Below are 24,604 nucleotides of genomic sequence, written 5' to 3'. Positions count from 1 at the left end.
TGCAGGTGGATTTGTTTTTATATTGTATAAGTCTTATTTTAGCGCTAGCTAATACAGAAGTACAGCGGTATATGCTGAATGTGTCGCAAATGAAAATGCGTCTGTCGCCATGACGAAAGAATTGGGGGCATATCTGGAAAAACAAGAGGGAGGGGTGGCGAGCCCGACCCCCGGCACTTGCACTAAATAGCTGTGGCTGCTTCCTTCCGGACCTGACCAGGTTCACTACCGTGCAATGCGGGGAGGCCCGCCATAGAAACTACGGGGCGGACTATAGCGGGAATTCATCGCCAAGGCAAGCCTCGTCGATGTCTTCATGCTAGCCTGTGCTTTGTTTCTATCTTTTTATCCTAGCTTGTGCCGGTTAGCGGAGGTGGTGTACTCGCAATGACGTGTCATGCGTTTACGCCATGTGCGTGCTCAAGCACAATAGAAGGGACGGCGTGCCGGGCAAAAGTCGGCATGTTTATATTTGGATCAACGACAAGAGCGATCATGACGCAACAGAACACAACCACAAGTAGTGCCAAGCTGGCCCGGGACGGTTTTACCTCCAGCTTCGGTGTATTGGCCGCCACGCTGGGCTCGGCGGTGGGTTTGGGCAATATCTGGAAGTTTCCTTATCTGACCGGTGCGAACGGTGGTGCGGGCTTCCTGCTGGTTTATTTGCTGGCGACCTTGCTGGTTGGCCTGCCGGTTATGATCTCGGAAATTATGCTGGGGCGAGCGGCCAAGCGTGATGCGGTGTCCAGCCTGAAAATGCTGGCGCCAGCCGGGCAGCCATGGTGGCTGATCGGCGCATTCGGCGTATTGGCCGCCTTTCTGATCATGTCGTTTTATTCGGAAGTGGCAGCATGGGTATTTGCCTATGTATTTAAGGCCATGGGGGGCAGCATCCTGTCCAGTGACCCCGCCGTGACATCGGCCGCTTTTGCTGCTTTGGTGGCTGACCCGGTCCAGTCGCTGTTGTGGCAATGGGGGGTGTTGCTGTTTATTGGTGGTATTTTGCTGCTGGGCGTGTCCAAGGGGATTGAAGCTGTCACCAAAAAGCTGATGCCGGTTCTGTTCCTGTTGTTGATTGTGCTGGGTGTGCGCAGCCTGATGTTGCCAGGTGCCGCCCAAGGCTTGAGTTTCCTGTTTACGCCGGACTTCTCCAAGATCACCGCCGGTGTGGTACTGACGGCAATGGGTTTGGCTTTCTTTAAGTTGTCCATCGGTATGGGTACCATGATTACCTATGGCAGCTACTTCAAGGATGACCAGAATATCCCGCTGACCACCTTGCGTGTGATGGGCGCCGACCTGTTTGTCTCCATGCTGGCTGGTATTGCCATTTTCCCTGCCGTGTTCTCGTTCGGCTTCGAGCCTGCCGCCGGCCCTTCGTTGGTGTTCATAACCATCCCTGCCGTGTTTGCCAGCATGCCGTTCGGCCATGTGTTTATGGTGCTGTTTTTCGTCCTGACGGCTATCGCCGCGACCGGTGCCATGCTGTCCATTCTGGAGGTGCCGGTATCGGTCATGGTTGGGCGCTTTGGTGTCAGCCGGCCGCGTGCTGTGCTGTTTACCCTGTTGCTGCTGGCGGCAATCGGTTCGACCTGCGCGCTGTCCGGCAGTCTGCTGGCAGACTTCAAGCTGTTCGGCCTGAATATGTTTGATCTGTTTGACGAGGTGAGCTCCAAACTGATCATGCCGGCTGGTGGTATTGCCTTGTGCCTGTTTGTGGGTTGGGTATGGGGTTTTGACCGTATGCGTGATGCGCTGAGCAACCATGGCCAATTGCAGAACGAGGGCTTGCTGCGTGCGCTGTTCTTTGTTATCCGCTACGTCACGCCTTTGCTGGTGCTGTTGGTGATGTTGAGTGGTCTGGGGGTGTTCTGATTATCTGCTTGCTTCCGCTTTGATTGATGCCCGCGCTTGCGCGGGCATTTTCTTTGGGCGGAGCGGAGACCTTGCTGCCTGTGTTTAATGATAAAAGTGGAGTTGTTTTATTTTGCTTATATAGCATGCCTTGTGGATTTTGTGCTTCTTGTGGCAAGAGTGGGCAGATAGAAAATAAGCTGGCGTGCCGGTCGTGATGGCCTGCGTTTGCTGTGAAAAATCAGGCTGGATGGTCTGTGTGTGGTGCGGCTTGCGTAGCAGGAATGCCACACTGCAAAAAATCTGCTGGAACCTTGGTTTTACCTGCATTCAGGGGGTATTCACACTGTATAAAATGCGCTACAGTTCGCGTGTCGGTCATTCAAACGACCGTTTAGAACGATCAATCTAAAAAGTGGTGGAAATACTCTAGCGCTCTGGTAGTATCTCGGATGACTGCAGTTTGCAGTTCAAATAGGCAAACAACATTAAAGCTGCAAAGCATAAGAGGGACACATAATGAAGCTCAAACACCTCAGCCTGTCCGTGATGCTCATCGGCGCCGTTTCCACCGTGCATGCTTCCGGCTACCACTTCGGTACCCAGTCGGTTAGCTCGCAGTCGACGGCCAACGCAAGCGCTGCCGAAGCGTCCGATGCATCGACCATCTTCTATAACGCAGCCGGTATGACCAAGCTGCAAGGCACCAATTTCTCCGGCGCACTGAATCTGGTGGCACCGAGTGTAAAGTATGAAAATGCCAAGGGTTATTACTCTAATGGTCAAGTTGCCAACGGACCAGGAATCACCAAAGGGCCGAACGGGGAGCCTGTACAGACCAGCGGCAAGATTACTGACGATGTGATCGCCGTGCCGCATTTGTACATGACGCACCAGTTGAATGACAAGGTGACCGCCGGTCTGGGTATCTATGTGCCGTTCGCATCAAAGACCGAATACGACCGTAACTCGGTGCTGCGTTACAACCTGAACGCGACTGAACTGACCACGGTCGACATCAATCCGACCATCGCGTTCAAACTTAACGAACAGCATTCGGTCGCTGTCGGCGTGATTGCCCAGCATGCTGAAGCCAAGCTGCGCCAGTATGCCAACTTTGGCGTCAGGGTTGGTCAGCCTAATGGCAGCTATGATGGCTATTCCGAGGTAGAGGGAGATGACTGGGGGTTCGGTTTCAACCTGGCCTGGCTGTGGGACATCAATGATCAGGGGACGATCGGCTTAAATTATCGTTCTTCGGTTAAGCATTCCCTCGAGGGGACCGCAAAGTGGACGCGTGGCACAGACGTATTTTTGACTAGTACCAATCCACTGCTTGCTGGGGCAGCCGCCAATTTGAAAAAGCAATATGCGGACAATGAAAGCGCCAAAGTCGATATCAAGACTCCGGAGTCGCTGTCCTTGCACGGCATGTACAAGTTTGACCCACTGTGGACTGGTTTTGCGGACCTGACCTGGACGCGGCACTCTCAGTTTGACCGTGCCGAGGTTGTCTACGGCAATGCAAAGCCGGGCCTTCCAGGGCAGCCACTGACGAATAAGACCATCCTCAGTCCTTCATGGAAAAATACTTATAAGCTGGCCTTGGGTGCGTCGTACCAGTACAGCGAACCGCTGCAATTGCGTGGTGGCGTCGCGTACGACAAGTCGCCGGTTCCATCGGAAGACAAGCGCCTGGCGACCATGCCGGATAACGATCGTATCTGGTTCTCGTTCGGTGGCAATTACAAACTGAACAAGCAGTCTTCAATTGATGCGGCTTACAGCTTCATCAAGATTCGCGATGGTTCGGCTAATGTCAATGGCTATTGTGGCGGTGCAAAGCCGGTAGCTCCATCCTATGCGGGCGCAGTTAACTGCGTCTCTAGTTACACCAACGCCTCCGCCGACTACAAGGCCTACGCCAACTTGCTGGGCGTGCAGTACAACTACCGCTTCTGATCACCCTTTGATGGGTTTGGGAGCGTGAGTTCTCGGGGCGGGTGGCCGGTTGACCGGTGCCTGCCCCTATGAAAACAAGGTGGCGCATAATGCGCGCACCTGATGATTGTGTGTTTCAACCAACGAGGAAACCATGTCTCAATCCAAATTCATCGTACGCAAGGTCGCCGTGCTCGGCGCAGGCGTGATGGGTGCGCAGATCGCAGCCCATCTTGTGAATGCCAAGGTCCCGACGGTATTGTTCGATCTGCCGGCAAAAGAAGGCGATAAAAACGGTATCGTACTCAAGGCGCTCGAAGGCTTGAAAAAGCTCAAGCCGTCGCCGGTTTCCAGCAAGGAAGCCATCCAGTACATTACTCCTGCCAATTACGAAGACCATCTGCACCTGTTGAAGGATTGCGATGTGGTGATCGAAGCGATCGCCGAGCGCGCCGACTGGAAAGCCGACCTGTATCACAAGGTGGCACCGTTCCTCGGCGAGCAGACCATTTTCGCGACCAATACCTCCGGCCTGTCGATCAACAAGCTGGCCGAAGCCTGTCCGGATTCGGTGCGCCCGCGCTTCTGCGGCGTGCACTTCTTTAATCCGCCGCGCTATATGCATCTGGTGGAAATCATCCCATGCGTCACCAGCGACGCAGCCATGCTCGACAATCTCGAGCGCTTCCTGGTCACCACACTGGGCAAGGGCGTGATTCGTGCCAAAGATACGCCTAACTTTGTGGCTAACCGCATTGGCGTGTTCTCGATGCTGGCGACCATCGCCAACGCCGAAAAATTCGGCATCCGCTTTGATGTGGTCGACGATCTGACCGGCCCGCGTCTGGGCCGTCCGAAATCCGCGACCTTCCGTACTGCCGATGTAGTGGGTCTGGACACCTTCGCCCATGTGGTTAAGACCATGGACGACACGCTGCCGGAAGACCCGTGGCACGCGTACTTCAAGTCGCCGGAGTGGCTGCAAAAGCTGATCGCTGCCGGTGCGCTAGGTGCCAAGACCCGCGCCGGTATCTACAAAAAAGACGGCAAGATGATGACCGTGTTCGACCCGGCAAGCGGCGCCTATGTGGCCGGCGGCCAGAAGGGTGACGATGCGGTCAAGGACATCCTCAAGATTGCCAATCCGGCAGAAAAATTCAAGAAACTGCGCGAGAGCAGCCATCCGCAGGCCCAGTTCCTGTGGGCATGCTTCCGCGACGTATTCCACTATATTGGCTTCCATCTGGGCGATATCGCCAACTGCGCGCGCGACGTCGACTTCGCCATCCGCTGGGGCTTTGGCTGGTCTACCGGGCCGTTCGAGACTTGGCAGTCGGCCGGCTGGCAGCAAGTCGCCAGCTGGATCGCCGAAGACATCGCCGCCGGCAAGGGCTTGTCTTCTGCCGCGCTGCCAGCCTGGGTGCTGGAAGAAGATCGTGCGGGCGTGCATTTTGACGCTGGCTCGTTCGATGCGGCCAGCGGCAAGCTGATTGGCCGCTCGACGCTGGACGTTTACCAGCGCCAGCTGGCACCGGCCAAAGTGCTGGGCGAAACCAGTGCCCCTCTGGGTGAAACCGTATTTGAAAACGCAGGCGTGCGAGCCTTCACCACCGGTGACGACGTACTGGTGGTGTCGTTCAAGTCCAAGGCGCATGCCATTGGCCCGGACGTGCTGGAAGGGCTGAACACCGCGCTGGATATCGCCGAGTCCCGCTTCAAGGGTCTGGTGATCTGGCAGACCGAAGAGCCGTTCTCGGTGGGGGCTGACCTCTCATCGATGATGCCGGCCTTCATGACTGGCGATTGGGAAGCGATTGATGCCGCTGTTTGCCGCTTCCAGGCTATGTCGATGCGCCTGAAGTACAGCCAGATTCCGGTGGTGGCAGCTACGCAGGGTTACGCCTTTGGTGGCGGCTGCGAGTTCGTGCTGCACGCCGACCGCGTCGTTGCGCATCTGGAAAGCTATATCGGTCTGGTTGAGGTGGGCGTTGGCTTGCTGCCGGCCGGTGGCGGTTGCAAGGAGTTTGCCCTGCGTGCATCGCAAGAAGCGCGTGGCGACATTCTGGCCGCACTCAAAGACTACTTCATGACAGTGGCTATGGCCAAGGTCGCCACCAGCGCGGTTGAAGCGCAGGAAATGGGCTTCCTGAAAAAGTCCGACGTGGTGGTGTTCAATGCTTATGAGCTGTTGTGCGTCGCCAAGAGCGAAGCACTGGCCATGGCTAATGCCGGCTACCGTCCGCCGCTCAAGGTCAAGGGCTTCCCGGTAGCGGGTCGCGCCGGTGCCGCTTCGATCAAGGGTCAGCTGGTGAATATGCTGGCGGGCCGCTTTATCTCCGAGCATGACTACTATATCTCCGGTCTGGTTGCCGATGTGATGTGCGGCGGTGATGTCGAGCAAGGTACGCTGGTGGACGAGCACTGGATCCTGACGCTGGAGCGCAAGGCATTCATCACCTTGCTGCAAAACCCGAAGAGCCAGGCGCGTATCGCCAATATGCTGACCACCGGCAAGCCGCTGCGTAACTGATAGGGCAGGGTGTCATGGGGTGCGAGGCACACGTTTGTCTTTCGCCCTGTTGCATTCCCTCAATAGACGACTATGGAGTCAATCGGGTGTGGGTGATGGCTTGTCAGCCGGGTGTAGCATGGCCCGCGGCCGGCGCCCCATTCCCGAAGTGGAGTAAAAAAAGATGACCAAACAAGTTCAAGAAGCTTACATCGTTGCGACGACCCGTACGCCGGTAGGCAAGGCACCGCGCGGCATGATGCGCAATGTGCGCCCGGACGACATGCTGGCGCATGTGATCCGTAGCGCGATGGCTCAAGTGCCTAACCTTGATCCATCGCTGATTTCGGATGTGGTGACCGGCTGCGCCTTCCCCGAAGCCGAGCAGGGCCTGAACATGGCGCGTATCGGCGCCTTGCTTGCCGGCCTGCCGGAAACGGTTGGCGGCATCACCATCAACCGCTACTGCTCGTCCGGCATCAACGCCGTGCAGATGGCTGCTGACCGTATCCGTCTGGGCGAAGCCGATATCTGTATCGCTTCGGGTTCGGAGTCGATGTCCATGGTGCCGATGATGGGCAACAAGGTGTCGCTGAATCCGGAAATCTTCGCCAAGGATGAAAACCTGGCTATCGCCTACGGCATGGGCCTGACCGCCGAGAAAGTCGCCCAGCAGTGGGGCATCTCGCGTGAAGACCAGGATGCATTCGCGGTCGAGTCCAACCGTCGCGCCATTGCCGCGATCGACTCGGGCGCGTTCAAGGCGGAAATCAGCCCGCTGGAAGCTATCTACCGTACGCCGAATCTGGAAACCGGCGAAGTCGTGATCCGCAAGAAACTGCTGGAAAACGATGAAGGCCCGCGTCGCGAAACCACCATGGAAGGCCTGGCCAAGCTGCGCACCGTGTTCGACGCCAAGGGTTCGGTGACGGCAGGTAATAGCTCGCAGATGTCGGACGGTGCCGCTGCCGTGATTCTGGTATCGGAAAAAATCCTCAAGATGTTCAACCTAGTACCACTGGCGCGTTATGTGACTTTTGCAGTCAAGGGCGTGCCGCCGGAAATCATGGGGATTGGCCCGAAAGAAGCGATCCCGCTTGCATTGCGTCAGGCCGGTATCAGCCAGTCCGACATCAAGTGGATGGAGCTGAACGAAGCCTTTGCCGCGCAGGCGCTGGCTGTGGCCCGTGATCTGGAACTGGACCTGAATCTGGTCAACCCGAATGGTGGCGCCATTGCTTTGGGTCACCCGCTGGGCGCTACCGGCGCGATCCGTACCGCTACGCTGGTGCATGGCATGCGTAATCGTGGCGAAAAAGGTTACGGCATGGTGACGATGTGTATCGGTACCGGCATGGGTGCGGCAGGGATTCTGGAAATCCTGTAATGCCTATGTAAACCGGCCAGGCAGCATGCTGGCCGGAAATGGAAAACGCCAGTCTCTGTGACTGGCGTTTTTATCTGTGGGCACGTGCTTTTGTCAGGTATTGACGCGTTCCAGTGTTTCGAAGTCGACTTGTGCGGTTTCTTCCAGCTTTGCCAGGCATGCCTTGATACGGATTTGATAGGCTTTGGCATTGGCGGAAAAGATCAGTGTGCGCCCGGCCTCAGCCAGCCGTTGTGGTATCAGCAGCATGCGCTCACCGCACTTGGCATTGGCCTGGGTTACGTAAAGTGCCGCCAGCGGATTGGATGTGTCGGTATGCGTTTCCGACAGGCCGACTACCAGCGGACTGTAGGCAATGACCTCCACGCCGACTTTCGTTCCGCCCTCGGACAGGCGCTGGATGCGGCGGATAATGCCCAATGTACTGTTCTGACTTTCCGTCGAGACCCAGATCAGGCGTCCAAGCTTAAGGCCGTCCACATTACGGCCCAGATAGACCAGCCCCATGCCGGTATCGCTGATGTCGTTCACTTTCCAGTTGTCGCCCCGCTCTTCGCTGCTGCGGCTGAGCTTGATGGCCAAGGCAATACGTTCCAGCCCGACTTCGACCAGACTGTTGGCGAATGTGATGGTACGTTCGTGGCGGCGCATGGATTTGCCGCCATCCTGTGACCAGCGGGTGGCCAGTTTGTCCAGCAGGTTCTGCCATGCCTGGCGGTCCAGTGCCGGCAGGGCACGGGTCAGATTTTCCGGTGTCTGCTGGTCAAATGCCAGCATCAGGTCGGCCAGACGGTTAAGGACAGACTCACCGGACCAATAGCGGCAACCCTTGCCAATCGTGCCGCGACGTAATAGTTGTGGGGCCTGTGCTTGATTCAGGTTCAATACATATTGAAACTCGCTCGCAGCAGGCTCCTCTTGTAGCTTGACATCACGCACCATGCCGATTAGCAGGTGGCTGACCCCTTCTATTTCCTGAGGTAACAGATTGTCGGTTTGGGCCAGATGCAGCATGGCTGCGGCAATCAGCAGGCCTTCGGCGGAGGCCGCTTCGTGCTTAGGATAGATGCGCAGCATTTCACGCTGAAAATGCTGTGCTTCAGTGAACGCATAAATGTGATAAGCCTGTTGCCAGATCGAGGCATCGGCGGTGAGGTAGCGCAAGGCGCTCCACTTTACCAACCCCAGTTGGTGATGCAGGGCGCGCAAGGTGGCCAGTTTGATGTCGTCGTCTAGCGGGGTGTTTTTGCTGCGCTGGAACTGGCGGATACATAGCTGGTATCCGTTGGACAGTTCACTCCAGTAAGACAGAATACTGGGCAGGTAGGATTGCGATCTGGCATTATTGTCCAGCAATTCAGCGCAAATTTTTTCATGGAATGTGTAGGATGCCTCGTCGACATAGAGCAAGGCCTGCAAGCGCTCTTTGAGCGGCACATCCATATCGCTGTTGAGGCGGCTGATCGCCTTGATGATATCAATGAAAGCACTGTGAAATTCGGCTTCTGGCAGGTTCTGCGCCAGTTGGGTGACCGTTGCGGCGCTCGCATGCTGCGATCCGTTACGCCCCATTACCGAGCCGATAAAAGCTTTAAGATCAAACATGTCGCGCTGTACCCGCTGCGTTGTATTGTTTAATTTTCATAATTTTAATTTTTCAGCTATGCCAGTGAAAATGTAAAACCAGTACCAAAAAGCCCAATGAAACTGTGTCGGATATTGCTCACTTCTATTTTCTTCGCGATTGCCGCCCATCCTGCTCTGGCCAATTTGTCGACACCACCCCGTATTGGTGTCGTACTGGGCGGCGGCGGAGCACGTGGTTTTGCCCACCTTGGTGCGTTACAGGAACTGGAAAAACTGAAAATCCCCATCAGTTGCATTGCTGGCACCAGCGCGGGCTCGCTGATTGGCGGTATCTATGCAAGTGGTGTGCCATTGTCGCAGCTTGCAGAGACCTTTGCCAGAACAGACTGGGATCTGTTGACATCGGGCAAGCCGCCCCGCGCCGATGTACCTTATATCCGCAAGCGTGAAGACACCCGCAACTATCTTGATCTGACGCTAGGCGTAGCCGATGGCAAGCTGCGCCTGCCGCGCGGCGCCATCAATTCGCAGTCCATAGATCTTTATATACGCTACCTGACCCGCGATGCGGCACCTGGCAGTTTTGATGAGCTTCCCATCCCGTTTCGGGCATTAGCCACCGATCTGGAAACCGGGGACGCCGTGGTATTTGACAAGGGCGATCTGTCTACGGCGCTACGCGCCAGTATGGCGGTGCCCGGTGTGTTTGATGCTGTTAATGTCGATGGCCGTGTTCTGGTCGATGGGATGCTGGCGCGCAACCTGCCAGTGTCCGATATCAAGGGGCGTTGTGCCGATGTGGTGATTGCCATTGATGTGGGAGAGCCTTTGAAGAAAAGCAAGGATATCGAGAGCTGGCTGGATGTCTTGAGTCAAAGTATCAACTTGGGTGTCAATCGCAATGTGCGCGAGCAATTGGCCTTGCTTGGTCCGGATGATGTGCTGTTGCGGCCCAAGCTGGGGAACACTTCTGCCACCGCGTTTTCCGACAGTATGGCCATTGCGGAAACCGGGCGCCAGGCGGTGCGTGAGCATGCGGCATTATTGTCCCGTTTCTCTCGCTCGGATCAGGATTATCAGGTCTGGCGTGCCAGTTTAAAGCGTAAGGCAGCACCACATATCAACGAGGTACAGCTCAAGGAAACCAGTACGGTCAATCGGCAGGCCTTGCAGGAAAAGCTGGCCATTCCAGCAGGCGAAGTGTCGCAGAAAGATTTTCTCGACCGGCTGCAATCGGTATTTGCCGAGGGAGATTACGACAGCCTCTCTTATACCTTGCAGCATGTCGACGGGCGCAATGTCGCTGCAGTCATGCCGGTCGAGCGCAATAGCGGCCCCAATACGCTACGTTTTGGCCTGAGCCTGGAAGGGGCGAGTGATGGGGATGCCACGTTTGCCTTGCTGGCCAGCCAGCGCCGTGTATGGATGAATGCAGCGGGCGGCACCTGGTTTAACGAGGCGCGGGTTGGCGAGAATCTGTATTTCGGCAGCGAGTTTTATCAGCCCCTGACGGCCACATCGCCCTTTTTTGTTTCGGCGCGGGCTTTTGTGCGTGACGATATATATTCGCTCTATGACGGCTCGCATAAACGGCTGGCCGATTTTAATCTGCGCGAGCGCCAGATAGGCTTGGCTGGCGGGCTTGCGCTGGGCAAGTATGGCGAGTGGCGACTGGGGCTATTTCGCGGTGATCTCGACTCAGGCGTCAAGGTTGGCGATCCTGCCTTGCTGTCCGACACCCGCTACCATATCGGCGGCATCGAGTCCTCGCTCACCATTGATCAGTTCGACAATCCACGCTGGCCGCGCAAGGGCTACGCCATGCAGTTGAAGGTGCAAAAAGCCATCGAGGCCTGGACGGATCCGGCCTTTGACCAACTCACCACTTTCGACGGCAGTTTTGATTATGTCACCACCACCGCGCAGGACCTGACCTTGCGCCTGACCGGCAAGTTTAATGGAGGCACTGACGAAGGCCGCTATATTGCGCCCTTGGGCGGTTTCCTTAACTTGTCCGGCTACCAGAAGGATGAGTTGCTAGGCCAGCGCGCGGCACTGGCCAGGGTGATGGGCTACTGGCGTGTGGCTTCCTTGCCCTCGGCGCTGGGTACCGGGGTGTATCTGGGCGGCTCGCTTGAGGCCGGGCGGGTATGGGGCGGGCTGTGGCAAGAGAAGCGCAGTAGCTGGCTACCTGCAGGCTCGGTGTTTATCGGTGCCGACTCCCTGATTGGCCCTTTGTTTGTCGGTGCCGGTTATGGTGAAGGCGGGCGCTTGATCGGCTATTTCTATCTGGGTGCGGATTACTGATTAGCGAGGGGATGCTCTGCTTAGCCTTGCCATCAGGTAATGTTATACAGTAACATCCGCGATCTTGAAAATGGTCGGGGATGGCGTGCGATGGATACGCAACATTATCTGCAAGCGGCAGAGCGGCTTTGCGCTGCCAATGGCGGCAAGCTGACCGAACTCAGGCGCCAGGTGCTAGAGCTGGTGCTGGGCTACCCCGGTGTGGTCAAGGCGTATCAGGTGCTGGCCGATTTACAGCGCGACCGCGGCGCGGCTGCGCCGCCTACCGTCTACCGCGCACTGGACTATCTGGCTCAGTACGGCATGTTGCATCGTGTCGATGCCTTGAATGGCTATATTGTCTGCCACCATTTCGAGTGCAGCCATCAAGCCCTGATTCTGGCCTGCGAACAGTGTGGCGGAGTCGAAGAACTCGATGCCGACGCGACTTTTCAGTCTCTTTCCCAAACAACGGCCCGTGCCGGTTTTGTGCCGCGTGCACAAAGTCTGGTGCTGACCGGCAGTTGCAAACATTGCCTCCCATGAAAAAAACCATAGTCAATCTGCTCAGCGGCTTTCTCGGCGTCGGCAAGACGACCGTATTGCGGCACCTGATCGCACATAAGCCGGCACACGAGCGCTGGGCCATTATCGTCAACGAATTCGGCGAGATCGGTATCGATGGCGCCGTGCTCTCCGATGGCGAGGTGCCGGTGGCCGAAATTGCCGGCGGTTGCCTGTGTTGTGTGGCGGGGCCGCAAATGACTGTGACCGTTGCCACTTTGCTGCGCCGCGAACGCCCTGACCGGCTGATTATCGAAGCCAGCGGCCTTGCCCACGCCGCCAGCGTGATCGACGAATTGCGCGCCAAGCCCTTGGGTGATGCGTTGGAAATAGGCGCGGTGCTGACGCTGGTGGATCCGCGCCAGTTTGTGAATCCCGATTACGCCTTGCAGCCGCTCTATCGTGATCAGGTTGCCATTGCCGATGTGTTGCTGGCGACCAAGCTGGATTTGTGCGACAGCGCGACGCTGGGCACATTCCGCGATAAGGCTGCGGCATTATTCCCGGCCAAAATACTGGTAGCTGAGGTTGCACAAGGTGCGGCGGATCCTGTCTGGCTGAGTCTGATGCCTGCGGCCAAGCCGCGCTATCGCCCGGCGCTGGTCAAAGGAGCCGATGGTGGCTGGCAGTCTCAGGGCTGGACCTTCCCACCTGAGCGAGACTTTGACGGCGAGCGTCTGACCCGCCTGTTCGATGATCTGCCTCGCCTCGTGCCCGGCCTTGTGCGGGCCAAAGGGGTATTTCGTGTGCTGGGCAGCTGGGTGTGGCTGAACTGGAGCGAAGGGCAGTGGGGGGCGGCACAGGTTGCCTGGCGGCGTGACAGCCGTTTTGAAGTGATTGCGCCTGAAATAGATGCCGCAGTACTCGAGTCGGCGCTCAATGCCTGTCTGGAGTCTGTCTGATGCATGCGCATACGCACGAAAAACCGCGCCGCCTGCGCCTTAGCCTGATCACGATGTCGGCACTGGACCGTTTGCTGGGCGTGGCCGTCTTGCTGATTATCCTGTGGGGCTTGGTGGCCTGGGCGCTGGGGACGAATTCATGAAAATAGCCCTCAAAAACCTGACGGTTTCCTATCAGCGCCACCCTGCAGTACATCACGCATCGGGCGAGTTTGCCTTGGGTGACGCGACGGCGATTTTTGGGCCGAATGGCGCGGGTAAAAGCACGCTGCTTAAGGCGATGATGGGTGCGCTCAAGCCGGATGCGGGGTCGGTTGAGCTATCGGGTCTGGCGGTGCGGGACATCGCCTATTTGCCACAACAGTCGGAAATAGACCGCTCTTTGCCTGTGTCAGTGACCGACCTGGTCGCGACCGGTTTATGGCATGAGTCCGGTGCTTTTGGCCGCATGGGGCGGACTGGTTTGGCGCGTGTGGCCCATGCGCTCGAGCAGGTGGGGCTCGCCGGTTTTGCCGCTCGCCCGATCAGTGCCTTGTCCAGCGGGCAATTCCAGCGTGTCTTGTTTGCGCGCATTCTGGTGCAGGACGCGCGCCTGATTCTGCTGGATGAGCCTTTTAACGCGGTAGATGCCAAGACGACCTTCGATCTGCTGGAACTGGTACGGCAATGGAAAGAGGAGGGCAGAACGGTGATTGCCGTGCTGCACGACTATGAGCAGGTGCGCGCCTATTTCCCGTATACCTTGCTGATGGGGCGTGAAGTCATCGCCTGGGGTGGGACCGAAACGGTGTTGACCGATGCCAATTTGCGCCGTGCAGTCGACCGCACCGCCAGTTGGCACGACAAGGCGCCGGTGTGTCACACCGATGAGGAGGCCGCATGATCTGGCAGACTATCTATGATTTTGCCTTTGCGCCCTTTATCGAGTTCAGCTTTATGCGCCGCGCGCTGGTGGCCTGTATCGCGCTGGCGCTGGGCTCGGCGCCTATCGGGCTATTGCTGGTCATGCGGCGCATGAGTCTGATGGGGGACGCCATGAGTCATGCCGTGCTGCCAGGGGCTGCCATCGGCTTTATGCTGGCTGGTCTGTCCTTGCCAGCGATGAGTCTGGGCGGCTTTGTGGCCGGTGTGCTGGTTGCCATATTGGCGGGGCTGGCGACGCGCTACACCTCGGTCAAGGAAGACGCGAGCTTTGCCGCGTTTTACCTCTTGTCGCTTGCCGCCGGTGTGTTGCTGGTTTCCGTGAGTGGCAGCAATGTCGATCTGATGCACATCCTGTTCGGCTCGGTTCTTGCGGTGGATGACATGGCCTTGCTGCTGGTCGCCGGCGTGGCCTCCGTAACCTTGACCATGCTGGCGATTATCTGGCGCCCGCTGTTGCTGGAATGTCTGGATCCGGTGTTTTTGTCGGCGGTGCGCGGTGGCGGGCAATGGTGGCACCAGTTGTTTTTGTTACTGGTCGTACTGAATCTGGTCGCCGGTTTTCAGGCGCTGGGCACCTTGATGGCGGTGGGGCTGATGATGCTGCCGGCGATTACTGCGCGTTTGTGGGCGCAAAGTGTCGGCGGCATGCTGCTCTGGTCGGTGAGTGTGGCCATGGTTTCCGGTTTTGGCGGACTGTTGCTGTCTTATCATGTGGAGCTGCCGTCCGGTCCTTCCATCATCCTGCTGGCCGGCCTGTTTTATCTGGTTTCCTTGTTGTTCGGGTCGCAAGGCGGCGCGCTCCCGCGCTACATCCGTGCCCGGCATTTTGAAGAGTAAAATATGAAAAAAGTAGCCATGTTGCTGCTGATGGCAGCTTTCCCACTTTCTGTCTGGGCCAAAATGCCTGTTGTCGCCAGTTTTAGTATTGTCGCCGACATGACGCGTGAAATCGGTGGCGACCGGGTCGAGGTCGTGTCGCTGGTTGGGCCTGATCAGGATGCGCATGTATTTCAACCTAAGCCGGCCGACGTCAAGCGCGTGGGTGAGGCTAAGGTTTTTGTGGTCAATGGTTTGGGTTACGAAGGCTGGATGGGGCGCCTGACGCGTGCTGCCAATTTTAAGGGAGTTGTCGTTTCGGCGGCGTCTGGTGTTTCAGCTCTCAAAGTGGCGAGTGATGATCACGGTCATGGTCATGGTGCTGTTGATCCTCATGCCTGGCATGATCCGGCACGGGTACAAAACTACATCCATAATATCGAGGCGGGTTTGACGAAGGCCGATCCTGCTGGTCGCGATATCTACCGCCAGCGTGCGGCGGCTTATTCGGCCAAGGTCAAGGCGATGGATACATGGGCTGTCCAGCAGTTTTCTACCATACCGCTAGCGCAGCGCAAGGTATTGAGCTCGCACAATGCCTTTGCCTATCTGGGGGCACGTTACCAGATCAGCTTTCTGGCACCGCAAGGGGTTAGTACCGATGCTGAAGCTTCGGCCAAATCGGTAGCCCGGTTGGTGCGTCAGGTGAGGCAGGACAAAATACGTGCTGTATTTGCCGAAAATATGGCCAGCCAGCGCCTGATGGATCAGCTCTCGCGTGAAGCTGGCGTCAAGGTCGGTGGCAAACTGTATTCGGATGCCTTGTCACCTTCGGGTGGCCCGGCGGACACCTATCTTGCACTGTTTCGCCATAATGTTTCGGCCATCGTGTCGGCGCTTAAATAAGCGCCAGGCGTAACAAGGGAATAATGCCGGTCAGCGTCACCAGCAGACCGGCTCCCAGCCGGACATAGCGTTGCTGTAGTAACTGTTTAAGCCGCGTGGCAAACATCCCCATTAGCAGCAAATTGGGCAAAGTGCCCAGTGCAAAGGCCAGCATCAGCAGGGCGCCATGGCTGGCACTTGCGCTAGCCAGCGCCGACAGGCTGGCGCTATACACCAGGCCGCAAGGCAGCCAGCCCCAGAGCGCGCCGACAGCCAGTGCTTGTGGCAGCGTCCTGATTGGCAACAGGCGCCGTGATAGTGGCTGCAGGCGACGCCATAGCGGGCGACCAATCGCCTCTATGCGGGTCAATAAACCGGACAGGCCCGCCAGATACAAGCCCATCAGGATCAGAATCAGATTGGCCGCAATATAAAGTAGCTGCTGCACCTTTGCCAGATGTCCGCCGGACAAGGCAAAACCGCTGATGCCGCCGGCTAATGCCCCGATCAGTACATAGCTTGCTATACGGCCGGTGTTGTAGCCGGCGAGAAGCAGCCAGTTGGCTTGATGCTTGCCGTGTTGTGGTGACAAGGCTGTCACAATGCCGCCGCACATGCCCAGGCAATGTCCCCCGCCGAGCAAACCTGCAACAAAAAGAGAAAACAGACTGGTTTCCAGCATGGTGGCCTGTAAAAAATTCAGATTTTAACAGGCTCTGCTTAGATATACGGCTGATGCTTGTCTATAAAGCATGAGTTATCTATCTGTGTCATGCCAGTGTCGAATTGTACGCACGGGTAAGAAAGCCTGAGAACAGGCTACCAGGTTGCTATCGATCTGGTTTTAAAGAACTGCAGGATTGTATTTTAAGTAGCCAGGGCAAGGCCTTGCGCCTATAGCAGATTTTATGCAGAACAAGATTAAAGGAGTGGAAATGAAATTCATCGTAGTAGAAAAACTGGGGCAGTCTGCCATTGTCACCATTGACAATGCCCCTGCCAATACACTTGGGCTGGATGTCCTCGCTGAGCTGGAGTCTACGGTAAAAAGCTTGTCGAATGATGAAAACATTCGCGCATTAGTGGTGACAGGTGCGGGGGATCGGTTTTTTTGCTCGGGAGCCGATCTCAATATGTTTACCTCGGGAGACAAAGAGAAGGCTGCGCAAGTCATTGATGCCTTTGATCGCTCATTTGCGGCTATCCGCAACTTTGACGGGGTGACCGTCGCGGCCATCAATGGCTATGCACTGGGCGGCGGGCTGGAGCTTGCATTGTGCTGTGATTATATGGTTGCAGAGCAAGGGGCACTGATGGGGCTGCCCGAGGCGCGGGTTGGTCTGATTCCGTGCGCCGGCGGTACCAAAATGCTGGCGGACAAAGTCGGCAAAGCTTGGGCTAAGCGTATTGTCTTGGGTGGCGAGACCGTGGATGCCCGTAAAGGTTTTGACATTGGCCTGCTGGAGGAGATTGTTGACCCCGGTTTTGCAAAAATTGTTGCGGTTAGCCTGGCTGAAAAAGTCGGAGGGCAAGGTACGTCCGCCGTGGCAGCGGCACGACAGCTGATTGACAATTCAAGTGACGTGACGCTGACGAGCCAGTTGGAGGCGGAACGATCGGCATTTCTTCAGCTGATCGGTAGTGCGGAACAATTGGAGGGCGTGCAGGCTTTTATTGAAAAGCGCAAGCCGATCTGGTGTACAGAAGATGAGGACTAAGGTTGCCCAAGTATATAGCTAAGCGGAACCAGCAGTTGGCGCGCCAGATTGAGCAAAATGGGGCTGGTGATGGCAAGCAGCACAAAAATAGACCAATGAGTCTGTCCGTTATGCTTGGCCTCTGCCAGAAATACGCGGTAAGCCACATAGATCAGCAGCACCATTAGGCTGGGTAGCAATAGATAGGCGGTCAGGATCTCTGGTGCTTTTAATGATGCCAAAAGTATGCCGCTATGCACGGCCAAGTGGGCGTTGTAGTAAGCAGCAAGTTTGCGGCTTTTTTCCGGGTAGTACAGACCTTTGCTCGTCCAGCATGCACTGCTAAGTGACCATAAGGCAGAGGCAATGCCTGTCACTGCGTAGAAATACGCTAGCGGCAGGTAAAGCGCCCAGAGCTTGAGTGAGGGGAGCGTCAGTTTGGTCAGAATGGCGGCAATAAAGTAGGCTGCAAGCAGCGCCGCCATGCCGGTGGCGCTGCGGCTACGACAAATCAGCCAAAGGCCATGTAGCAGATAAAGCAGTAGCATCAACGCAAGGCCGATGTTTGCCGCTGTCACTAGCATGTGCCCATGCTGTGCCATAAGGCATGCGATAAGACTGTACCGATCTGTGCCAGATAGTGCGTATCCAGTTCGGGATTAAAGCGGTCTGCATCTTCGCTTGCAATCACTAATAAGCCGAAGGCCTCTCCGTCGGGGCTACGCAGGGATAGCTTGGCAAAGGATTGCAGTACGGGCTCGGGCACAAAGCATGCAATAAGCTCTTCGCTTGCATAGTGGCCACAGCTAGGGGCATGCAGTTTGTGCGCCTGCTGCTGTAACACTGCCGAAGCGCGAAGGTTGGGGGCTAATTGACTGCTGCCCCATAAACGGATCAGTACCCGATTCAGGCCGAATTGCTGTTCAAAACAATCAAGTGCCGCCTGTACGCAGGCACTGGTTGAATGCCTTGGCAGCAGGCTCAGCGTCAGTTGGTGCATGCGGTCAAGCAATACTGCATTTTCCCGCGCTTGTTGCTGCCATTGCGCCAGTTGTCGCTGAATCTCGGTATTTTTTAACTGAAGCTGGCGGATTTTCTGCTCGGCAAAAGGAATGATGACCCGATCTTTTGGATGCAGCCAGCCAAATTCTTCGGCTTTCTGGCGGATAAACTCCGGGTTGTTTAGCAGAAAATACAGCACCTCCTCGCTTTGCATCAGCTAGCCTCTCCGGTTTCTATTTCACCGGTAAAGACCGTAACGGCAGGCCCGCTCATCATGACCGCATGACCTTCTCCTAGCCAGCGTATCGTCAGATCCCCTCCGCGTGCATGCACCAAGACTTCATGGTCCAGCCAGCCTTGACGGATGCCGGCAACTACGGCTGCACAGGCACCCGTGCCGCAGGCTAGCGTTTCGCCGGCACCGCGTTCGTATACACGCAGGGCGATTTCATTGCGTTTGATAACTTGCATAAAGCCGGCATTAACCCGCTCGGGAAAGCTCGGATGTGATTCAAGTACTGGTCCCAGCGTCGCAACTTCTGCCGTTGCCAGATCTTCAACCCGTAACACCGCGTGCGGGTTTCCCATGGATAGGGCGGCTATCTGGTACGGCTTGCCAGAGAGCATGACGGGATAGGCTAGTGCGGCAGTGTCGGCAAGAAAAGGAATCTCTTGCGGGGTGAAGCGGGGAGTGCCCATATTGACGACGATGCGCCCTGTCAGATCCATTTCCGGGACGATGACACCGCGCGCGGTTTCGACGCGGATAGCCCGCTTAGCGGTCAACTGCTGTTCAATCACAAACTTGACGAAACAGCGTGCGCCATTGCCGCATTGCTGGACTTCGCTGCCATCGTTGTTGTAGATGCGGTAGCGAAAATCGTTTTCCGGCTGATGGGCGGGTTCGACCAATAGCAACTGGTCAAAGCCGATGCCGAAGTGGCGGTCGCCCAGTTCGCGTATATGTTCCGGAGAGAGGCTGACTGTCTGGCGCACACCGTCTATCACCATGAAATCATTGCCAAGGCCGTGCATCTTGCTGAATTTTAGTTTCATGTGAACGCAGAGTGTGCAAAAGGGTAAGGCATATCATAAACGATATGCGTGCTACTTAATACCGGGTAAGACATGGGCATTGACAGCTTACTAACCGGTAAGTAGAGTCAGATCCATGAAAATGGAATCTGCCGTCAAAGGGGAAACCCGCAAGAAAATCCTCGATTTAGCCGAGGCTTTGCTGCTGAGCCATGGCTACCATGGTTTCAGTTATCAGCAAATCAGCAAGGTATTGGGCGTGCGCAATGCAGCCATCCACTACCATTTCCCGCATAAGACCGATCTGGGTGTGGCGCTGATACAGCGCTACCGCCGGCGCTTTGCCCGCTTTACCGATTCCCAGCAGCTATTGAGCGGACGGGAGCAACTGGAGCGTTATTTTGAGCTCAGTGAAACCTATTTCGCTAAAGACAGGCAGATTTGTCCAAGTGGCGTCCTGTCTACCGAGTTTCCGCGCCTGCCTGAAATCATGCAGGCAGAAGCATCGGCATTTATTGACGAGATGCGAAACTGGGCTGTGCTCATCGCCTCGAAGGGGAGAACAGAAGCCACGATGACTTATGCTGGCGAGCCTGGAGCTATCGGAGCTGTCCTGTTTTCGACATTACAAGGCGCATTGCAACTGGCACGCATAGACGAAAACATACTGGTGACTGTCAAAAACCAGATTAGAGCCATGTTGGGCATCAACATGGCCGGTTCACACGAGAAGGTGGATAAATAGCATGACGTATAAAAAAAACAGGATGAGCCGTATTGCGGACAAGACCTTATGCTTGCCCGCTGGCATGCGTAGTATGGTTCTGAGCCGGATTTTTGGCCGTGTTGTTCCCTTTCTGGCCACATCCGGGCTGCGTTTTGACGAGGTCTCACCACAGAAAATGGTCGTTTCCCTGCGCAATCAGCGCAAGATCCAAAACCATATCAAGGGTGTGCACGCGGCGGCGATGGCATTACTGGCGGAAACCGCGACTGGTTTTGTTGTCGGCATGAATATGCCGGACAATAAGCTGATGCTGCTCAAGTCCATGCATGTCGATTATTTGAAGCGTGCGCAGGGCGGAATGTGTGCCGAGGCAACACTATCTGCCGAACAGATAAGGAGCATGCATGAACAGGATAAGGGGGATGTCACGGTTAGCGTACGCGTGACGGATGAATCAGGGGAAGAGCCCGTCCATTGTGAAATGATCTGGGCCTGGGTGCCCCAAAAGCGTCAGCAAACCCCATCGCAATAATACATCAGGAGAGTCAGAGATGAATTTCAGTACCCTTACGCTAAGCGTCACCGATCACGTTGCCCATGTCAGATTCAATCGAGCCGACAAGGCTAATGCGCTAAATGAAGAGATGTGGCGTGAGCTGAAAGCGGCTTTCGAGTGGTGTGATGAAAATGCCGAAGTGCGCGCTGCCGTATTATCCGGGGAAGGTAAACATTTTTGTTCCGGTATCGACCTGTCCATGCTCATGGGAGTGCAGGCGGCCGTTGCCGATAAGTGCGATACGCGCAAGCGTGAAAAGCTGCGCAAATTGATTCTGGAGCTGCAAGCTTGCGTATCCAGCCTGGAGAACTGCAGCAAGCCGGTCATTGCTGCCATTCATGGGGCTTGCGTAGGTGGTGGACTGGATATCGCGCTGGCCGCCGATTTCCGTTACGCCAGCCAGGATGCGGTTTTCAGCGTGCGTGAAGTCGATATGGGAATGGTGGCCGATGTGGGCACTTTGCAGCGTTTGCATCATGTGGTTGGTCAGGGTGTATGCCGGGAAATGGCGCTAACGGGTTGTGATGTCAAAGCGGAACAGGCTCAGGCGTGGCAGCTGGTCAATCAGCTATTCGATGATGCAGCTTCCGTTGTCGATGGCGCATTGAGCGTAGCTCGTGCTATCGCGGGCAAAAGTCCGGTCGCAGTGCGCGGGAGTAAGCATGTTATCAACTACAGCCGCGACCATAGTGTGGCTGATGGTTTGCAGTATATTGCGACCTGGAATGCGGGGATGTTGATGTCGGAAGACATCCAGAAAGCGGTGATGGCCAGCATGACTAGGCAGCAGGCCGAGTTTCGTGATTGATTACTGGTAAGCCCTTACCAGCACAGCGCGGGCGCTCGTGGCGGTCAATGGCTACGGCCGCGAACGCATTTTGACGCAATCGGGCCCCGAGGGGCCCGAGCCTGGCTGAAACTGTACCGGGCAGTAGCATTTTGCTATGACAAGCTGAAGCGAAATTACGAAAGCATGGCCGCTATGGCCTGTGCGTTTTTATGGCTGCCGATGTGAAACGTCAACAGATCCTAATACTGGCGGTAAATTTTCGTGAGAGAATAAGCGATGCTTACCACCTTGATGCTTTTTACCAGCAAAGTATTTTTTGTCATGGCCGCCTTGCTGCCGATCATGAACCCGCCGGGCATGGTGCCCATCTTCCTGGCCCAAACTGCGCGTAATAGCAAAGCACAGCGCCATTATCTGGCACGGCGCATCGCGATCAGCAGCTTTGTTCTGTTATTGGGCAGTATGTATATCGGCAGCTTCGTACTGGAGTTTTTTGGTGTTTCCCTGCCGGTGGTGCAGCTCAGCGGCGGCTTGCTGATTACCTTCTCGGCCTGGCGTTTGCTGAACGATACGCCGGCCGATGCCAGCCCGACTGGCATGCAAGGTGGTGAGCATATTAGTAAGGAAGAGCTTAAGCAGCGAGCTTTTTATCCGCTGGCATTTCCCTTGACCGTAGGTCCCGGCTCGGTTTCGGTGGCCATTACGCTGGGCGCCTCCATGACCCAGGCCGAGCATGGCCTGCTCAAATATACGCTGGCCCCGGCTGCCAGTCTGGTTGGTGTGGCGCTGGTCAGCCTGATTGTGTTTTTGTGTTACCGCCATGGCGAGAAGCTACTGCGTTATCTGGGCGAAACCGGCGAACTGGTCTTTATGCGCCTGACGGCGTTTATATTGCTGTGTCTGGGGGTACAGATTATGTGGGATGGCTTCAGTCAGCTGGCAGGCAGCCTGCTTAAGAATCCGCTCTGAGTCGCAGTGGCCTTGTTCGCCATAGGGCAGGGGGCGAAGATTTAGTCTTCGGCCAGTACTGCCTGATTGCGGCCCTTGTTTTTCGCCAGATAAAGTGCCTGATCCGCGGACTTGATCAGTTGGTCCAAACTAATGTGCTGGCCACAGGGGCTGCCGGCTATGCCTGCACTCAATGTGAGCGGGATGGTGGCGTCCCCCAGAGGCAAACCTTGGCGCTCGACCTTGAACAGCATACGGCGCGCGGCTTCCAGAGCCTGATCTGTTGTCGTGTTCGGCATCAACATAATGAATTCTTCGCCGCCATAGCGCCCGAAAAGGTCTTCGCGGCGCGTGCTATCCAGCAGGTTCAGGCTGATAGCCTGCAAGGCCTGATCTCCGACGGCATGCCCCCAGGTATCGTTTATCTGCTTGAAATGGTCGGCATCAAACAGAATCAGACTAAGTGGCATTCCCTTTTGCAAGGCTTCCTGCTGCAACTGTTCCGCACAATGACGAAAATGGCGTCGATTGTACAAACCGGTTAAGGAATCAATACGTGCCAGCTTTTCGGCTTTTCTTTGTAGTGCAGTACGCTGTCTGACTTCTTCTTCCAGCGTTTTATTGCGCTTGAGCGCCGCATGCTTGGCATCTTCGGCAGCATGGATGCGGTGACGGATTTCCAGATATTGCAGGCGGCGCTCTGCAGCCTCACCCAGCAAGGCTTCCTTTTTTACATGGAAGCCCTGATAGTGCAACAGCGCCTCGCGATAGCGTTCTTGTTGCTGCAACAGCATGGAAAGCTGCTGATGGGCAAGATAAACCAGCCGGCTGTCACCTGTCTTGCTGGCAAGGGCTAATGCATTACTAAGTAGCTCTTCAGCCTCATTGTGTTGCCCTAATCTGACTTGACGTAGCCCCATATAATAGAGTGTCTGGGCTTCGTGCCGCGGCAGTTGCAGGCGTCTTGCCAGCGTCAGTGCCTCATGCAAGCTGGCGCTGCCGTCTTCACCCACGCCATCCTCTGCCTTGGCCAGTGTAACGAGGTACTCTGCCAGATATTCTGCATGGCCCAAACTACGTAGCAGTAAAATGCTGCGGCGGATATAGACCAGCGCCTCGCGCTCTTGCCCCATGGCAAGTTTGCTATTGGCCAGACTGTCTAAAGCCAGACTTTCTACCATTAGGTCGCCTGTTTCCCGGGCAAGCTGTATGCTGCGCTCCAAATAGGAGACCGCCTTGCCGTGCTGTCCGAGAAAATGGTAGGTAAAACCCAGGCTATTCAGTGCGCGTGCCAGCCATGTACTGGTCTCACCGCTTTCCAGGGTATGGACAGCATCCAGCAAAATGCCCATCGCATCCGGATACAAGCCTTGCAGGATGTAGATATTGCCGATCAGACACAGTAGCTGGGCTTCGGCCTGATTGTCTGCGGCCTGTACTGCCAGCTGCTGGGCGCGTACCAGATCTTCCATGGCCACCATAAAGTGGCCTTGCGCCGTCCGTATCTGGCCGCGCAACTGCAAGGCTTGTAAGAGGCGCGGCGCATCCTGCGCCTCTTTCCGGGCCAGCAAATGTTCAAGACAGACAAGCGCGTCCCCCAGATTGATGGCGTAGTGCATTTGCGCTTCATCTAGTTTGGCATTGAAGTCTTTAAAACGGTCTGCGGGCATGGAGTCGATTTATTTGTAAACGAAGTATTTGATGCGATCGAACAATATATAATTTAATCATTATAATGTCGAGGCTAGTGTCCCTAGCCGGGAGTTGTCATGTCAGAAGATATCCGCCTGAGTCGCCGCCTGACCGAACTGGGTCTGGTCGCATCGCGACGCGAAGCCGATGAATGCATAGAAATGGGTTTTGTCCGCGTAGATGGTGAAACGGTACAAGCCCTGGGAAGTCGCATCAGCGCCACCCAAACCATTACGCTGGAGCGCAGCAAGATTCAGCCGCCGCCTTCCCGTGTAACCCTGCTGCTGAATAAGCCCGCCGGCGTCGCCAATCCTTTACCTTTATTGCAAGCTGCGACACGCTGCGACAAAGACCGCAGCGGCTGGGCCTGGCTTTCCCGTTGTAGCACCCATTTGCAAGAAGCTGGCTGGCTGGATGCGGACAGCAGCGGCTTGATGGTGCTAACGCAGGACGATGCGTTGGCTAACCGCTTAACGCGGGATGCGCGCGATTACGAGCA

At 56.1% G+C, this 24,604-nt stretch carries 23 protein-coding genes, 1 other RNA gene and 1 pseudogene; 18 read left to right on the top strand and 7 right to left on the bottom strand.

Annotated features, from left to right (window positions below; genetic code table 11):
- Nucleotides 1-153 precede the first annotated feature (153 nt).
- An RNA gene (gene ffs / locus EGI20_RS02790) (signal recognition particle sRNA small type) lies at nucleotides 154-252 on the bottom strand.
- 243 nt (nucleotides 253-495) lie between these two features.
- Between ffs and EGI20_RS02785 the strand changes: the two genes are divergently transcribed.
- The 4 genes from EGI20_RS02785 to EGI20_RS02770 all read left to right on the top strand — a co-directional run bounded on the left by EGI20_RS02785 (nucleotide 496) and on the right by EGI20_RS02770 (nucleotide 7,694).
- Nucleotides 496-1,878 (top strand): sodium-dependent transporter, encoded by a 1,383-nt coding sequence (locus tag EGI20_RS02785; protein ID WP_498629444.1) that lies wholly within the window; start codon nucleotides 496-498, stop codon nucleotides 1,876-1,878.
- 498 nt (nucleotides 1,879-2,376) lie between these two features.
- Nucleotides 2,377-3,819: an OmpP1/FadL family transporter gene (locus EGI20_RS02780; protein WP_498629442.1), complete on the top strand. Its 1,443-nt coding sequence runs from the start codon at nucleotides 2,377-2,379 to the stop codon at nucleotides 3,817-3,819.
- A gap of 133 nt (nucleotides 3,820-3,952) precedes the next feature.
- Nucleotides 3,953-6,328, top strand: a complete 2,376-nt coding sequence (locus EGI20_RS02775; protein ID WP_498629440.1) for a 3-hydroxyacyl-CoA dehydrogenase/enoyl-CoA hydratase family protein — start codon at nucleotides 3,953-3,955, stop codon at nucleotides 6,326-6,328.
- A gap of 163 nt (nucleotides 6,329-6,491) precedes the next feature.
- Nucleotides 6,492-7,694 (top strand): acetyl-CoA C-acyltransferase, encoded by a 1,203-nt coding sequence (locus tag EGI20_RS02770; RefSeq protein WP_124734028.1) that lies wholly within the window; start codon nucleotides 6,492-6,494, stop codon nucleotides 7,692-7,694.
- Nucleotides 7,695-7,787: 93 nt separating this feature from the next.
- Here EGI20_RS02770 and EGI20_RS02765 read toward each other — a convergent pair whose 3' ends face one another.
- Nucleotides 7,788-9,299 (bottom strand): cyclic-di-GMP receptor FimW-related protein, encoded by a 1,512-nt coding sequence (locus EGI20_RS02765; RefSeq protein ID WP_498629438.1) that lies wholly within the window; start codon nucleotides 9,297-9,299, stop codon nucleotides 7,788-7,790.
- 114 nt (nucleotides 9,300-9,413) lie between these two features.
- On the opposite strand from EGI20_RS02765, the gene EGI20_RS02760 reads away from it, so the two are divergent.
- From EGI20_RS02760 to EGI20_RS02730, 7 genes are all read left to right on the top strand, one after another.
- Nucleotides 9,414-11,588: a patatin-like phospholipase family protein gene (locus EGI20_RS02760; RefSeq protein ID WP_498629437.1), complete on the top strand. Its 2,175-nt coding sequence runs from the start codon at nucleotides 9,414-9,416 to the stop codon at nucleotides 11,586-11,588.
- A 90-nt stretch (nucleotides 11,589-11,678) separates the two neighbouring features.
- On the top strand, nucleotides 11,679-12,113 hold the full coding sequence (locus EGI20_RS02755; protein WP_498629435.1) for a transcriptional repressor: 435 nt from the start codon (nucleotides 11,679-11,681) through the stop codon (nucleotides 12,111-12,113).
- On the top strand, nucleotides 12,101-13,033 hold the full coding sequence (locus EGI20_RS02750; RefSeq protein ID WP_498629486.1) for a CobW family GTP-binding protein: 933 nt from the start codon (nucleotides 12,101-12,103) through the stop codon (nucleotides 13,031-13,033). The genes EGI20_RS02755 and EGI20_RS02750 overlap by 13 nt, the downstream gene beginning before the upstream one ends.
- A complete protein-coding gene (locus tag EGI20_RS02745; RefSeq protein ID WP_498629433.1) occupies nucleotides 13,033-13,176 on the top strand; it encodes a hypothetical protein in 144 nt (47 codons plus the stop codon). Before EGI20_RS02750 ends, EGI20_RS02745 begins: the two co-directional genes overlap by 1 nt.
- Entirely contained in the window at nucleotides 13,173-13,916 is a 744-nt protein-coding gene (locus tag EGI20_RS02740) for a metal ABC transporter ATP-binding protein (protein ID WP_498629431.1), read from the top strand. Before EGI20_RS02745 ends, EGI20_RS02740 begins: the two co-directional genes overlap by 4 nt.
- On the top strand, nucleotides 13,913-14,794 hold the full coding sequence (locus tag EGI20_RS02735; protein ID WP_498629429.1) for a metal ABC transporter permease: 882 nt from the start codon (nucleotides 13,913-13,915) through the stop codon (nucleotides 14,792-14,794). The genes EGI20_RS02740 and EGI20_RS02735 overlap by 4 nt, the downstream gene beginning before the upstream one ends.
- 3 nt (nucleotides 14,795-14,797) lie before the next feature.
- Entirely contained in the window at nucleotides 14,798-15,679 is an 882-nt protein-coding gene (locus EGI20_RS02730) for a metal ABC transporter substrate-binding protein (RefSeq protein WP_498629427.1), read from the top strand.
- On the opposite strand, the gene EGI20_RS02725 is transcribed toward EGI20_RS02730, so the two are convergent.
- Nucleotides 15,672-16,340 (bottom strand): sulfite exporter TauE/SafE family protein, encoded by a 669-nt coding sequence (locus EGI20_RS02725; protein WP_498629425.1) that lies wholly within the window; start codon nucleotides 16,338-16,340, stop codon nucleotides 15,672-15,674. The genes EGI20_RS02730 and EGI20_RS02725 overlap by 8 nt on opposite strands.
- 253 nt (nucleotides 16,341-16,593) lie before the next feature.
- Here EGI20_RS02725 and EGI20_RS02720 point away from each other — a divergent pair, with 253 nt between their 5' ends.
- Complete coding sequence (locus tag EGI20_RS02720) at nucleotides 16,594-17,376, top strand: enoyl-CoA hydratase (protein ID WP_124734019.1); 783 nt, start codon at nucleotides 16,594-16,596, stop codon at nucleotides 17,374-17,376.
- Here EGI20_RS02720 and EGI20_RS02715 read toward each other — a convergent pair.
- Genes EGI20_RS02715 through dapF form a run of 3 tightly spaced genes read right to left on the bottom strand, consistent with a single transcriptional unit; the run spans nucleotide 17,373 to nucleotide 19,413 of the window.
- A complete protein-coding gene (locus EGI20_RS02715) occupies nucleotides 17,373-17,939 on the bottom strand; it encodes a hypothetical protein (RefSeq protein WP_498629423.1) in 567 nt (188 codons plus the stop codon). The two genes, EGI20_RS02720 and EGI20_RS02715, sit on opposite strands and share 4 nt — an antisense overlap.
- On the bottom strand, nucleotides 17,933-18,571 hold the full coding sequence (locus EGI20_RS02710) for a DUF484 family protein (RefSeq protein ID WP_498629422.1): 639 nt from the start codon (nucleotides 18,569-18,571) through the stop codon (nucleotides 17,933-17,935). The genes EGI20_RS02715 and EGI20_RS02710 overlap by 7 nt, the downstream gene beginning before the upstream one ends.
- Nucleotides 18,571-19,413, bottom strand: coding sequence for a diaminopimelate epimerase (gene dapF / locus EGI20_RS02705; RefSeq protein ID WP_498629420.1), 843 nt, complete (start codon nucleotides 19,411-19,413; stop codon nucleotides 18,571-18,573). The genes EGI20_RS02710 and dapF overlap by 1 nt, the downstream gene beginning before the upstream one ends.
- Nucleotides 19,414-19,528: 115 nt before the next feature.
- Between dapF and EGI20_RS02700 the strand changes: the two genes are divergently transcribed.
- The 5 genes and pseudogenes from EGI20_RS02700 (at nucleotide 19,529) to EGI20_RS02680 (ending at nucleotide 22,434) form a co-directional block, all read left to right on the top strand.
- A complete protein-coding gene (locus EGI20_RS02700) occupies nucleotides 19,529-20,137 on the top strand; it encodes a TetR/AcrR family transcriptional regulator (protein ID WP_498629419.1) in 609 nt (202 codons plus the stop codon).
- 1 nt (nucleotide 20,138) lies between these two features.
- A complete protein-coding gene (locus EGI20_RS02695; protein ID WP_498629417.1) occupies nucleotides 20,139-20,651 on the top strand; it encodes a DUF4442 domain-containing protein in 513 nt (170 codons plus the stop codon).
- A gap of 19 nt (nucleotides 20,652-20,670) precedes the next feature.
- Entirely contained in the window at nucleotides 20,671-21,483 is an 813-nt protein-coding gene (locus EGI20_RS02690; protein WP_498629415.1) for a crotonase/enoyl-CoA hydratase family protein, read from the top strand.
- A gap of 93 nt (nucleotides 21,484-21,576) precedes the next feature.
- Nucleotides 21,577-21,690: pseudogene (locus EGI20_RS02685) on the top strand (IS5/IS1182 family transposase); the annotation flags it as partial.
- 96 nt (nucleotides 21,691-21,786) lie between these two features.
- Entirely contained in the window at nucleotides 21,787-22,434 is a 648-nt protein-coding gene (locus EGI20_RS02680; protein WP_498629413.1) for a MarC family protein, read from the top strand.
- A gap of 41 nt (nucleotides 22,435-22,475) precedes the next feature.
- On the opposite strand, the gene EGI20_RS02675 is transcribed toward EGI20_RS02680, so the two are convergent.
- Nucleotides 22,476-24,083 (bottom strand): diguanylate cyclase, encoded by a 1,608-nt coding sequence (locus EGI20_RS02675; protein ID WP_498629411.1) that lies wholly within the window; start codon nucleotides 24,081-24,083, stop codon nucleotides 22,476-22,478.
- Nucleotides 24,084-24,182: 99 nt separating this feature from the next.
- Between EGI20_RS02675 and EGI20_RS02670 the strand changes: the two genes are divergently transcribed.
- Nucleotides 24,183-24,604, top strand: a 422-nt coding sequence (locus tag EGI20_RS02670) for a S4 domain-containing protein (RefSeq protein WP_498629409.1), incomplete at its 3' end; no start/stop codon positions are given.

It is taken from the genome of Aquitalea sp. S1-19, from assembly GCF_024343515.1.
This window is presented reverse-complemented; position numbering and strand designations above follow the sequence as displayed.